14 protein-coding genes are annotated in these 13,011 nt (G+C 43.9%); 10 read left to right on the forward strand and 4 right to left on the reverse strand.

Annotation, left to right across the window (positions count from 1 at the left end):
* Positions 1–26: 26 nt before the first annotated feature.
* Entirely contained in the window at positions 27–728 is a 702-nt protein-coding gene (locus H7T88_RS14010; protein ID WP_221788940.1) for a TerC family protein, read from the reverse strand.
* A gap of 87 nt (positions 729–815) precedes the next feature.
* Between H7T88_RS14010 and H7T88_RS14015 the strand changes: the two genes are divergently transcribed.
* From H7T88_RS14015 to H7T88_RS14045, 7 genes are all read left to right on the forward strand, one after another.
* Complete coding sequence (locus H7T88_RS14015; protein ID WP_154957774.1) at positions 816–1,475, forward strand: TerC family protein; 660 nt, start codon at positions 816–818, stop codon at positions 1,473–1,475.
* A gap of 376 nt (positions 1,476–1,851) precedes the next feature.
* Positions 1,852–2,352 (forward strand): hypothetical protein, encoded by a 501-nt coding sequence (locus H7T88_RS14020; protein WP_154888630.1) that lies wholly within the window; start codon positions 1,852–1,854, stop codon positions 2,350–2,352.
* 186 nt (positions 2,353–2,538) lie between these two features.
* Positions 2,539–4,386 carry a translational GTPase TypA gene (gene typA, locus H7T88_RS14025; RefSeq protein WP_221788941.1) on the forward strand — a complete coding sequence of 616 codons (1,848 nt, stop codon included), beginning with the start codon at positions 2,539–2,541 and terminating at the stop codon, positions 4,384–4,386.
* A 55-nt stretch (positions 4,387–4,441) separates the two neighbouring features.
* Positions 4,442–4,639: a hypothetical protein gene (locus tag H7T88_RS14030; protein WP_221788942.1), complete on the forward strand. Its 198-nt coding sequence runs from the start codon at positions 4,442–4,444 to the stop codon at positions 4,637–4,639.
* A 56-nt stretch (positions 4,640–4,695) separates the two neighbouring features.
* Positions 4,696–4,992 (forward strand): YlaH-like family protein, encoded by a 297-nt coding sequence (locus H7T88_RS14035; protein WP_090923778.1) that lies wholly within the window; start codon positions 4,696–4,698, stop codon positions 4,990–4,992.
* Positions 4,993–5,083: 91 nt separating this feature from the next.
* Positions 5,084–6,142 (forward strand): LCP family protein, encoded by a 1,059-nt coding sequence (locus tag H7T88_RS14040; RefSeq protein ID WP_221788943.1) that lies wholly within the window; start codon positions 5,084–5,086, stop codon positions 6,140–6,142.
* 95 nt (positions 6,143–6,237) lie between these two features.
* On the forward strand, positions 6,238–6,690 hold the full coding sequence (locus tag H7T88_RS14045; protein WP_090923776.1) for a pyridoxamine 5'-phosphate oxidase family protein: 453 nt from the start codon (positions 6,238–6,240) through the stop codon (positions 6,688–6,690).
* A gap of 7 nt (positions 6,691–6,697) precedes the next feature.
* On the opposite strand, the gene H7T88_RS14050 is transcribed toward H7T88_RS14045, so the two are convergent.
* Positions 6,698–7,354 carry a YhcN/YlaJ family sporulation lipoprotein gene (locus tag H7T88_RS14050; protein ID WP_154957771.1) on the reverse strand — a complete coding sequence of 219 codons (657 nt, stop codon included), beginning with the start codon at positions 7,352–7,354 and terminating at the stop codon, positions 6,698–6,700.
* 227 nt (positions 7,355–7,581) lie between these two features.
* Between H7T88_RS14050 and H7T88_RS14055 the strand changes: the two genes are divergently transcribed.
* Together H7T88_RS14055 and H7T88_RS14060 are read left to right on the forward strand one after the other, a co-directional pair.
* Entirely contained in the window at positions 7,582–8,916 is a 1,335-nt protein-coding gene (locus H7T88_RS14055; protein WP_090923774.1) for a PhoH family protein, read from the forward strand.
* A 244-nt stretch (positions 8,917–9,160) separates the two neighbouring features.
* On the forward strand, positions 9,161–10,432 hold the full coding sequence (locus H7T88_RS14060) for an ABC transporter substrate-binding protein (RefSeq protein WP_221788944.1): 1,272 nt from the start codon (positions 9,161–9,163) through the stop codon (positions 10,430–10,432).
* Here H7T88_RS14060 and H7T88_RS14065 read toward each other — a convergent pair.
* Together H7T88_RS14065 and H7T88_RS14070 are read right to left on the reverse strand one after the other, a co-directional pair.
* Positions 10,429–11,508 carry a hypothetical protein gene (locus H7T88_RS14065; RefSeq protein WP_221788946.1) on the reverse strand — a complete coding sequence of 360 codons (1,080 nt, stop codon included), beginning with the start codon at positions 11,506–11,508 and terminating at the stop codon, positions 10,429–10,431. The two genes, H7T88_RS14060 and H7T88_RS14065, sit on opposite strands and share 4 nt — an antisense overlap.
* 178 nt (positions 11,509–11,686) lie before the next feature.
* Positions 11,687–11,923, reverse strand: coding sequence for a DUF2626 domain-containing protein (locus tag H7T88_RS14070; protein ID WP_090923772.1), 237 nt, complete (start codon positions 11,921–11,923; stop codon positions 11,687–11,689).
* Between the two features lie 313 nt (positions 11,924–12,236).
* On the opposite strand from H7T88_RS14070, the gene H7T88_RS14075 reads away from it, so the two are divergent.
* The gene (locus tag H7T88_RS14075; protein WP_221788948.1) at positions 12,237–12,887 is read left to right on the forward strand and encodes an RsfA family transcriptional regulator; all 651 of its coding nucleotides are present in this window, start codon (positions 12,237–12,239) and stop codon (positions 12,885–12,887) included.
* Positions 12,888–13,011 lie beyond the last annotated feature (124 nt).

A 13,011-nucleotide genomic window follows, 5' to 3' on the forward strand; every position in this document is an offset into this window, starting at 1 on the left:
GTATTGCCTCTATTTCCTTGGCCCGTCTATGAATAAGAACGTTGCCGTTCAGCTCGAGCTTTCTTACTTGTGCTTCGTTTACGGTAACCCGCAAAAACAACGCCTCCTATCACTGCAACGATAAACAAGACGCGGAGTGCCGGATGCTCCGTGAAAAAAGGCATAATCCGTTTTTCTTCAGTAATCATATTGGCAGCAGTATAACCTAGTACCATAGCGCCAACATAGATAATCCATGGAAAGTGGTTAATCAGTTTGATAAATAAGGTGCTACCCCAAACGATAATCGGCACACTAATCAGCAATCCGAGGATAACAAGTACTAGATGTTGTTGTGCAGCCCCCGCGACGGCAATCACGTTGTCTAGTCCCATGGCTGCATCAGCAATGATGATTGTACGAACAGCGGGCCATAGGGAAGTATCGGCTTGAATGTCATTGTGTTCCTCTCCCTGATCAGCCAGCAGTTTATAGGCAATCCAGACCAGAAGCAAACCTCCTACAAGTAAGAGCCAAGGCACTTTGAGCAACCATAATACAACGACTGTAGCTGCAATTCGGATGAGAAGTGCACCGCCTGTGCCGAACAGGATGGCCTTTTTTTGCACGGAAGGATGGAGATTTCTGGCTGCAAGACCAATGACGATGGCATTATCGCCAGCCAGGATCAGATCAATAAAGACAACATTCAGCAGGGACAGCCAGAATGTTGGACTAAACAGCTCCATGTGATATGTCACTCCTTATATATTCTTCAAACACTAAGAATAGCATGTACATCTTTCACATACAAGTTAGAGTGGGGGGATGAGGAGATGGATACGCTATGGCTGTTAACACAAATTTTAATGATTAATCTGGTATTGAGTGGAGATAACGCAGTTGTCATTGCAATGGCGAGCAAAGATTTACCTCCAGCTCAACGTAAAAAAGCAGTATGGTGGGGAGCACTTGGTGCAGTACTTCTACGTTGCATACTTACTTTCGCAGCTGTACTGTTGCTGGGGATTCCTTTTATTCAGGCGGCAGGCGGGTTGTTATTGTTCTGGATTGCGCTGAAGCTGCTGCTTCAAAATGATGATGAGGTACATATCCGTAACGCATCCACAACCTGGAAAGCGATTCAGACAATATTGGTAGCTGATTTCGTGATGAGTCTGGATAATGTATTAGCGATAGCTGCATTGGCGGATGGAGACCTGGCTCTAATTGTTATCGGGATTGCTATTAGTATTCCTATTGTAGTATGGGGTAGTGGTGTCATTGTGGGACTGCTCAAACGCTTTCCGATTCTGGTGTATGCGGGATCAGGAATACTTGCGTTTACCGCAGGAGAAATGTTGATGAGAGACCCGAAGCTAGGGGAGTGGCTGGGCGGAATGGCAGCACAGGCTCATGCAATGTTACCAGCAGCGTTAGCTTGTCTGGTTATAGCGGCGGGAGGGGCACATAGATTCGTTCGCCGAAATGCTTAGATGTCAACATGAGTTGAAATTTGCTTTTTGTTTGAGAGGTATCCCATAAGGGATACCTTTTCTGTTTTTAAATATGCCTGAGGGGTTCCGCCAAGAAAAATCTATGTTTTTTCGCATGGGGAAGATACTTCGTATCGTAAGTTTATCTGATATTATATATGGTGTCTCTAAAGGGAATACAGATTAAGGTTGGAGGCATAATGTTTATTTCGCTTGAGTTAGGACGACTCATTTTCGACATCAGTATAGTTTTTTGTGGAAACATCAGATACACTGTTAACATCAGGTTATAGCTTGTTTTTACAATTCAAAATGTGTTTAGTACTGGGAGAGTCAGCATAGTTCGGAATTACATAATTAACGAAAACAAGAGGTGATTATAATGAAGAATGAAAGAGCGATCGGATTATTTATTGTAGTTGCTGGTCTTGTCATTTTGCTCGGTAAATTAGGAGTTTTTGGGTTTATTGGTCGAAATTTCTGGCCTCTGTTGCTATTGCTGCCAGGTATTGCTCTTTATGCATTGTTTTATGCCCGAATTGCGCCGTCCTGGTCGTTAATGCCTGCGGGAGTTCTCACGGTGTATGGTGTACTGTTCAGCATAACGAACATATGGGGAGCCGGGCTAATGAGAAATTTGTGGCCAATCCTATTGCTTGGAATAGCTGTCGGCTTGCTTGGATATGGTGCAGTTGAGCGGCGAAGACCCGAATTTGTCTATCCTGCTGCCCTAATTATCGGAGCGGTATCCATCGTATTGTTGGCGTTTACGCTGTTACAGACAGGGATCATTTATGTACTTGCTGTTCTGCTTATTTTGGGTGGAGTCTGGTTGCTTGCTGGGCGAGGGCGTATAGGCCGAGGCAGGGGATGGTAAACATCTCCGGTCTTAACCAATGGAGTTTCGAGCGAAATATCTTGATTTTTACCTATGATAAACTATAATATAAGGGATATAGACATGCGTCGGGTTATCACCGACGCTTATTTTGTGAGTAACCTGCGATTTTGCGGGAAGTTTAGTAGATAAGAATTGAAATTGGAAAGGATATGGATACAAACCATGCATTCAAGAGAACACATTCGCAATATTGCGATTATTGCCCACGTCGACCACGGGAAAACAACACTCGTCGACAAGTTGCTCCAGCAATCCGGTACATTCCGTGACCACGAGACTGTACAGGAGCGCGCAATGGACTCCAACGATTTGGAGCGTGAACGCGGTATTACGATTTTGGCCAAAAACACGGCTATAACGTATAAAGATTACCTGATTAACATTGTAGATACACCTGGACACGCCGACTTCGGTGGTGAAGTAGAACGTATCATGAAAATGGTTGACGGCGTATTGCTCGTTGTTGACGCTTATGAGGGCTGCATGCCACAAACGAAGTTCGTACTTCGTAAAGCACTGGAGCACAACTTGACTCCAATCGTAATTGTAAACAAAATTGACCGTCCAGCGGCTCGTCCGGCTGAGGTTATTGATGAAGTACTTGACCTGTTCATCGAACTGGGTGCCAACGATCAACAACTTGAATTCCCTGTTGTATATGCTTCCGCATTGAACGGAACATCCAGCATGGAAGACGATCCTGCCAAACAAGATGACAACATGATGGCGATCTACGATACCATCGTAAGTCATATCCCTCATCCAACAGAGAACGTTGAAGAGCCACTGCAATTCCTCGTTACGCTGATGGACTACAATGAATACCTTGGACGTATCGCTATCGGTCGTGTAAACCGCGGTGTGATCCGTCAAGGCCAATCCGTTACTGTTATTATGCGTGATGGCAAAAGCAAAACAGCTCGTATCGAGAAACTGTTCGGTTTCCAAGGTCTGAAACGTGTTGAGACAGAGGAAGCTGGCGCAGGTGACATCGTGGCGATCGCAGGTATTAAGGATATCAACATCGGTGAAACGATTGCTGATCCGAACAACCCTGAAGCTTTGCCGGTTCTGAAAATTGATGAGCCAACACTGCAAATGACATTCCTCGTAAACAACAGTCCATTCGCAGGCCGCGAAGGTAAATGGGTTACTTCCCGTAAACTGCGCGAGCGTTTGTTAAAAGAATTGGAAACTGACGTATCTCTTCGTGTTGAAGAAACAGAGAGCCCGGATGCATTTATCGTTTCCGGACGTGGTGAACTTCACCTCGGTATCCTGATTGAAAATATGCGTCGTGAAGGGTATGAGCTTCAAGTATCCAAACCAGAAGTTATCATCAAAGAAGTTGACGGTAAGAAAATGGAGCCTGTTGAGCGCTTGTTGATTGACATCCCTGAAGAAAGCATGGGTTCCGTCATGGAGAGCCTGGGCGCACGTAAAGCAGAGATGGTTAACATGATCAACAATGGTAGCGGTCAAGTCCGTCTGGAGTTCCTGATTCCTGCACGTGGTCTGATTGGTTATAGCACGAACTTCCTCACATTGACTCGTGGTTATGGCGTAATGAACCATGCATTTGACAGCTACGCTCCAGTCGTATCCGGTCAAGTGGGTGGACGTCACCAAGGTGTACTGATCTCAACAGAAACGGGTACATCTACGTTCTACGGAATGATGGGTGTTGAGGATCGTGGTACGCTCTTCCTTGAGCCTGGAACAGAAATTTACGAAGGTATGATTGTTGGTGAGCATACACGTGACAATGATATCGTTGTTAACATCTGTAAAGAAAAACAACTGACTAACGTTCGTTCTTCCGGTAAAGATGATACGGTTAAAATTAAAACGCCAATTATCTTCTCGTTGGAACAAGCGCTTGAATATTTGAACGATGATGAGTACTGTGAAATCACGCCGAAATCCATTCGTCTTCGTAAGAAGCTTTTGAACAAATCCGAGCGTGAGCGTTCAGAAAAACAACGCAAAATGGCTCAAAATAACGCGTAATACCCACTACTCTAAGAGATACAAAAGTCAATGTTTGAAGGGACATTATTGCACGATGGAACGATTCGTGTCTCTCGCCACGGTAGTGGAGGGAGAGGAATCGATTCTGCAGAAGCGAAGCGTTCGCCTTTGTCCCCGAATTTCAACACTTGATAGAGTGTTCACAGAAATTCGGGGACAACAGCGATCAAAAGAACGATCCGATCTCGGAACGGTCGAACGAGCGCCTAAGAATCTCATTGTGCAGCAGTAAAGTCCATCCAATGATTGAATTTTGTATAGCATGATCATGAAAGGAGATGCCTTAACATGCAAGCATGGTTTGCATCACACCCGATCATCGCCTATATCGTCATCTTTGTACTGATTACTTACGTGTATAACAAGGTCTTTCGGGTACGTCAGAAATTGCCAATCGGTAAGGAAATTGTGTTGTATATCTTGATGGCGATGGGTACGTTCATGCTTCTTATTTTTCAGATCGATAAGTTGCCCATCATTCAATGTTTGTTGGTAGCTGTAGGTCTGATGCTGTTAGTGCGCGTGCGTTATTTCGTTGAAGGTCGTCAAAAGAAAAAAGCGGAAGCTTCCGCTCGAAACTCATAATGCTGTCTATGCATAAAACACATCCGTTTTCCCTTGGGAAAGCGGTTGTGTTTTATGTAGACCAAACAGATGTGATAAAGGTGTTGAGAACATGACTTCAAATTCAAACGGACTGCCTCCACGAAGACAACCTTCGAATGCATCCGGTAATTCAGGCAACAAGAGCGGTAAGGGTAAGGCGCCGAAGAAGAAGCGTATGCGCGCATTCTTCAAGGTGTTCCTCAGCCTGCTTGTGATCGGTATTCTGGTCGGTGGGGGATATATGTACTGGCTATACAACCAAGTTGCGAATACGGGAATAGATAAACCCGTTCCTCCAGGCATGTCGGCTACAACCAAACCGCTTACGATGTTGCTGCTTGGTACAGATAATCGTCCCGAAACAGGTACGTTTTTATCGGATGTTGTGATGGTTGCTGCACTTAATCCGAATACAAAGACTGCCACCGTGGTATCTTTACCGCGTGACACGCGTATTCAGCTGGACGGATATAAGTCGAACAAACTGAACGCCTATTATCCGCGATTTAAAACACAAGAAAAAACATCTGGCAAGAAGGCAGAAGACCAGATGAAGGATATGATGGGTAAGTACCTCGGTGTGGATATTAACTATACAACTGTTCTTAATTTTCAGGCTTTTCGTGATGCGATAAACGCTGTCGGTGGAGTAGATGTTACGGTGGATAAAAACATGTGTTACCGAGATACGGCTGACAATACAGATATTAATCTGAAGGCAGGAGCTCAGCACTTGGACGGAAAAGAAGCACTTGATTTTGTTCGCTATCGTAAGTCCAACTGTAAGCCAAAGACGGCGGAGTCCAATGATTTTGATCGGAATAAACGTCAGAGCCAGGTAATGAATGCCATGCTGGATCAGATGAAGTCGCTTGGCGGAATCACCAAGATTGGCAAAGTGATCAGTGCGGTAGATAAAAACATGACCACGGATGTGGAATCCGAACAAATGAAAAACTTTATAGCAACCTATTGGAACATTTCCACCGCAGATGTACACTTTACTCCGGTTACGGGGGAGTGGAGAAGTCCTTATGTATATATCAATGAGACAGAATTGGCCAATGCCAAACAGGCACTGCAAGATACACTTTCAGGTAAAGTCACAGCGTCATCTCCAAAAGAATAGCAATCGTTTTGGGGATTGGAAGCTCGGTTCGCGGTGTGATATAATAACATCAACCAAGATGAGAATTGCATAAAGAAGGTTAGGGGGCTGGTTGAATGTCCGAAGCCGTCACACAGTTAACAGAATCGCTTTTACAGCAATTTAAAGACGAGACCTTTGTGCTTCTTAACACCGTAGATGTGGAATCTGGAGGTCCGACTTCTACAGCAATCTCCTGGATTTATGCTGAAAATGCATCAACTTTTCGTTTGGCAATTGATCATCGTTCCCGTCTGGTAAATAACATGAAACACAATCCGCTGGTTACAATTACTGTTTTTGGCGAAGAAATGGTGTATGCAGTCAATGGACGTGCTTCCGTGCAACAAGATCCATTGCAAGACGTACCCTTTAATATGTGCTGTTTCGACATTCGAATTGAAGCGGTGAGGAATGCGTTGTTTTATGGCGCTCAACTGTCCTCTGTGCCTCAATTTGTCAAAATATACGACCAACGTGCTGCAGAGAAGCTTGATGAGCAAGTTTTTGCGGCCATGAAAAAAGCCTAGTGAGAGATCACTGGGCTTTTTGTTGTCTTTTTTCCGATGTGTGTTGTTGCATGTACTGATCCTGGGCAGGTTCATCCGGGTTTTGACGAACTTTGACGTCTTTCGGAAGCTGTGGAATGATACGGCCCACCATATCGGCAAGTTCTGAAGCAAAGCCGGAAATTGGGTGGCCTTTACGAATATGCTCACCAATTTCTTTGATACGCTCCGTGACATCAGCATCGGCGGTTACGATGGAATCCACACCTTCTGGATCTTTGCGCAAAGCTTCTGCAACGGCATACTTAATGGTGCCAACGCGTGCCCGTTCGAGATCACCATCAACATCAATGCCGACAACCGCTGTGTTGCCGAGTATAACGCAGTTAGCATCCTGTACACCCTCAACTTGCTTGGCGAGTGCTTTGAGGTGACTCACTCGTTTTTTATTTGTCATTCGGCCCATTTCTGTATCATCCGCGACATTGAGATCATGTACCTCGCCCGTATTTTCGTTGAAGTGATCTAAGCGTGAAGGATTCATTCGATCTTCTTGCTGTGTTGTTATGTTTCCTCCGTAACTTCTAGGATGCATCTCATGCGGTTCCTGTGAAGCGTTACGTGTAGAAGTATTACAGCCGGTAAGAACAAAGATTAGAAGCAGCGTGCATATCCCCATTTTCATAAATGTTCATCCTTTCTTGGAGTTTTTCAGAATGGTTGACAATTATTTTGCCCTAGTCGAATACATTTATGTATGGGAGTATGATTGTCCATGCCGCTGCTGAAGATCACACGATCAAGATGAACTCGGGAATGAGGGGAAACGGAAGGCTCGTAAGAGCAACTTCGTCATTCCCGAGAACACGTTCCAGCCCATGCCTTTAACGACGCCGCTTTGGAGGGGATTGAATGAAAAAGATTTTTGTATTGGATACCAACGTGCTTCTGCATGACCCCAATGCCATATTTGCCTTTGAAGAACATGAGGTAATCATTCCCGCGGTTGTACTGGAGGAGATTGACTCCAAAAAAAGAAATGCCGATGAGATCGGCCGTAATGCACGCAACGTGTCCAGACTGCTGGATGGACTCAGGGAACTGGGTCACTTGCACAGTGGCGTACCTCTTGCGAATGGAGGCAATCTAAAAGTTGAGCTTAATCACCGCAGTTTTGTGAGAGTTCAGGAAATGTTCGGGGAAGTGTCCAATGACAATCGAATCTTGGCCGTCGCGCTGAATTATCAGATTGAAGAGAATGAAAAAGAAGTGGTGGAGCGACAAGTTGTTCTTGTCAGTAAAGACGTTCTGGTACGGATCAAGGCGGACGTACTTGGACTGAACACACAGGATTACTTATCGGATCGGACTGCTGGGCTTAGCGAGTTGTACCCTGGATATACAGCGCTGAAAGTTCACCCGTCTGTCATTGATGAGTTTTACACATATCGTTTCTTGCCGATCAAACCGTTGCAATTGTCCTATTCTCTCTACCCGAATGAATTTGTCATTCTGAAAGATGAGATGGGTACGAACAAATCCGCTTTGCTTAAAGTGAATACTGAAGGTACAAAACTGGAGCCATTGTTCCTCAGTAATGATAATGTCTGGGGGATCAGCGCCCGAAATGCACAACAACGGATGGCGCTGGAGCTTCTGCTGAACGACGATATTCCGCTTGTGACGATAACGGGTAAAGCTGGCACGGGTAAAACACTGCTCGCCTTGGCAGCAGGATTGCTGAAAGTAGAGGATGATCACAAATACAAAAAGCTGCTGATCGCGCGTCCTGTAGTACCTATGGGCAAGGACATCGGGTATTTGCCAGGGGAGAAGGAAGAGAAGCTTCGTCCGTGGATGCAGCCGATCTATGATAATCTTGAATTTTTATTTGATACGAAAAAGGCCGGAGATATAGATAAAATACTGATGGGTCTCGGCAGTATCCAAGTTGAAGCACTGACGTATATCCGCGGAAGATCGATTCCCGGCCAATTCATCATTATTGATGAAGCTCAGAACTTGTCTCGTCATGAAGTAAAAACAATCGTATCTCGGGTGGGGGAAGGGAGTAAAATTATATTGATGGGTGACCCTGAGCAGATTGACCATCCTTACCTGGATTCCGCAAGCAACGGATTGACCTACATTGTCGAACGTTTCAAACAAGAGGGAATCAGTGGGCATATTATGCTTGAAAAAGGAGAACGTTCCAAGCTGGCACAGCTTGCGGCAGACTTGTTATAACAAGAATTTGATTGTTGATAGCTGGATTTATTTCCCGGAAAATGTTTTAAAGCAAGCCGACTTTTAAAGTCGGCTTTTTTTGCTGAAAAAATTAAAATCAAATGTTATACAGAACTGGATATGCTCTTAATATGCAAAATACAAGAAAAGTGTTTTTTGGCAGGGTAGGACAAGAGCACTACATATTTGTTACAATAATGGTTGCGAGAAAATATAAAACAAGTTATTTCAAGGGGGAGAGTGAATGAAGCGTAGACATCAGGTTGTTTTATTTGCAGTTTTACTGCTTTCGCTAACAATCCTTTCACCTAGCTTTGATTTTAGAGGTTCGCAGCATAATCAGGGACGAAATCAAGAGAAAGATACATACACGGGTGTTTCATCCCGTAATGAGGATACAAGTGCCCCTCTCGATGTATTGGTATCTATGTCAGAAGAGGAGTTTGCGTCTTTTCAAAAAGTGGCTAAAGAAGTAGCGGCTTCTATTTATGTTGAGGTTAATCTCCGCAATGTGGAACCGAAGGAGTATAAAGAGGTGCTAGATCGGGAGTTTTCTTTGGGAGAGAACGGAGATATTATTTTATTGGATAGTGACCAAGTACAACATTATGCCAGAAAAGGATATTTGCTTCCTTTGAATGCGACAACGCTTTCCAAAGCTCTTGGTGATTCAGCTGCTGAGTTGCGAGGAATGACAGAGTGGAATGGATATCAATGGGCAATGCCCTTTGATGTAGATCCTTATGTGATGGGAATAATACCCTCATACTTGAATGAGGCTGGATTGCAGGGCTTTCCACAGAATAGGGAGCAATGGTCCAAATTGATCAAGGAATCTCAAACAAAGAGCGCACCTTTGATTTCGTTGAATATAGATGATATTTACGAAGCAAGTGCGTGGTTGAGTTATTTGCCGCCAGGAATGAGTCCCGACCAGATACTAACCATGCAACTTACCTCTATGACAAATGAATTTCAACAGGGGGTAAGCTTACTCGGCGAGCTTCAACCCCATATTGTGACTATGTCAGTAGATCCAGTATTATCTGCTTCGGATTATAAGGTTCAAACTCCGATGTTTGTATCTACACTATCTCGTATTTTACATGCAGATGAGGTTGCCAAAGGTCGGGGAACGTTTAGTTCACCTGTCTCTTTGCAGGCTTTGCGGGCGGTAGAATCCAGAAGTCTGGTCATTACAGCAGGAACTACGGAAGCCGATGCAGCAAGTCGGTGGATTGAAGGCATGGCTTCGGCAGTAACGCAGAAAAAGTGGTATAAACAAACCAAACGTTTGCCTGCAAGACAACAAGAGAGTGAGAAGGAAGTTGGTGAGGTTAGGAGTCGGTACAGTATGGTTCTAAATCAACCCTGGTTTGGCAAAGAGTCTCCGGTACAATGGATTGAAAACAAAACGAAGATCGAACGTTTTCAAAAACGGGTTCAACAGGTTCTCGAAGGGGAGATCAGTGCTGCCCAGTATGTGAGCAGCATCAGAAAAACGGTTAACCCCTAGAATGAAATTGCTAATTTCACTTCCAAAACCCCTTCATCTGTAGAAACATCCGTAGCTTTGACAAAGGACAGAATTTTTTGCGGATAAAAACCGAGATCAAACTCTTTCTCCAACATGTTGCGTGTTGTGTCAGGCAGTTCAAGCTGATTGAACACCAGCTTATCCACATGAAAACGAATTGAATTTTGCGGTTCGTTCTCGACCGTATAGTGACCTTCAATGCTTAATTGCAACTGATCACGCTTACCCGAAGCTGTAATTTTATTCGAATCAAATGTGAACGCAAAATCGTTAAAAATTTCATTTTGTGAACGCAGAAACATATTTAGTTCGTCCTGAGCAATACGAATGGTATAGGTTGTTCCTGTGGTGGATATCGCTCCGTTTTGTTTTTGTACAAAATCAGGCAAGTTTTGCATGGCTGACGCCAATGCCTTGAAATAACGTTTTACCTCGTAAATGCCCACGTTCTCCCAATACAGCGTTAATTCATTCATTAATTTTTGAATAGCTGCCGCGTCACCGCTGGCGGTTATTTGCTTATCCACTTCTTTTTGCAGCAGGGCCACCCTTGTTCGCTGGTTTTCCAGATTGGTTTTCATCTGGGTAAGCTCCATAGAGGTTTGGCGGATTCGATCAGACGTATGTTGCAATTCATTATAGCGAGTCTGATACTTGTCCAAAACAGCTTGATCTTTACCAATGATGATTTGATAGTAGTCATATAGAACAAACAAATCCTTAAATGATCTTGCTCCAAGCACTGTCATGAGCAGGCTATCGCGCTCTCCTGTGTAATAGGATCTTACAACAGCTCCGGCCCGTTCTTGCTGGATATGTATTTCCTTTTCCTGTTGTAGCAGTTGGGCAGATAATGTCTCATGTTGCTTGGCTAATTGCGTCTGCTGTTCACTAATACGTTTAATTTCATGATCAATCTCTACAATAGATAATGTTTTTTGAAGAATGGCTTGCGTGTCTTCGGGCGAAGTCTCTCCATAAACGTATGATGAGGCGGATTGCACAAACAATATGATAATGAACAAGATGGCGATTAGGCCATATCGATGCTTCACAATCATTCTCCTTTCTTCCATCCTTTTAAAATCATGCAGATGAGAACTCTTCCAAACAATATATGAAATCCATACGAAAAATATCCTTAGTGGTTACATACCATTATATCTTCATATGTAATCTGACAACAAAAAAACAATCCGACAAGAGCCGGATTGTTTTGATGCTGCTGGCGGATTAGAGCGGCAGTCCCATTTGAAATACAGTCCAGTAGCTGAACCCTGTGAACGTTACGATCATATAACCCCAGAAGAGCAATATATACGTACGTTCTGTAAACTTCAAGTATCCCAAAAGGACAAAAAACGCAGTCTGCAGGAAGAAAAGCAAAGCCATTTCAACTAAGTCTCCTGCAAAAGCCATCAGGCCAATCGCAAGCGTGAAGAACCCGAGTACCCGAAACATGCGTGCCACGGTAAATCCTCCTCTCTTATGTACGTTCATAGATTGTCTACATAATATTATACCGACAAAGGAAAAACGTGTAAACAAATTTGGGTATGAAAGCGAATTCTTTTTTTATCAGCTTAGGATTAAAGTGTTCAGAATTATACCGATCACGTATGAGGGAACCTGAATGTGGAAATACATTTTAGTATGAAATCAATTCTATGAACTCTATGAGAGGCATAAGATTGAGTAAAGCAACTTTTATACCTAATTCACATAACGGGTTACCGGTTATGGGGACGGTTATTTCAGGATGGTGTTAGGAGGGTATTATAGCATGACTGCAGTGAGACAGGATGCTTGGAGCACAGAGGATGATTTGATTTTGGCAGAGGTTACATTGCGTCATATTCGGGAAGGCAGTACGCAGCTAGCCGCTTTTGAAGAAGTGGGAGAAAAAATAGGCAGAACTTCGGCCGCCTGTGGGTTCCGTTGGAACAGCTGTGTGCGTAAGAAGTATGAATCAGCGATCAGCAATGCTAAAGCACAAAGGCAGAAGCGGAGCTATCTAAGAAAACAGCCGGCAATACTTGGTCCACAGGTTGCTGCACTGGCAACATTAGACGCCGAGGAAGGTCTCTTTAAGACGGAAGGTGTGTCAGATGAAACCCTATCTATGGATGCGGTCATCCGTTTCCTAAGGCAGTGGAAAGGAACTGCACAGGAGAGCAATCGTCAGCTTAAAATGCTTGAGAAGGAATTGCGTGAGAAGGAAGACGAACTGCTTGAATTACGTTGTGAGAACGACCGACTTTCCAAAGAAGTTAATGAGGTTCAAACCGATTATCGTGTCGTGAACGATGATTACAAAGCATTGATCCAGATTATGGATCGTGCACGCAGGCTTGCTTTTTTATCCGAAGAAGAAGAAGAACTCAAGACAAGGTTCAAAATGGATGCTAACGGAAATCTGGAACGAATCGAGTAGCGATATTCAAAATTAAAGTAACCTTGTAATATTTGCCCGCCAAACCTCCGTAATCATACGGCTGGTATGACGGGTTTTTAGTTGTGTGCATTTTGTACTATTATAGAAGAAGATTTTTCGGTTT

It is taken from the genome of Paenibacillus cucumis (ex Kampfer et al. 2016), assembly GCF_019748695.1.
GTDB lineage: Bacteria > Bacillota > Bacilli > Paenibacillales > Paenibacillaceae > Paenibacillus > Paenibacillus polysaccharolyticus.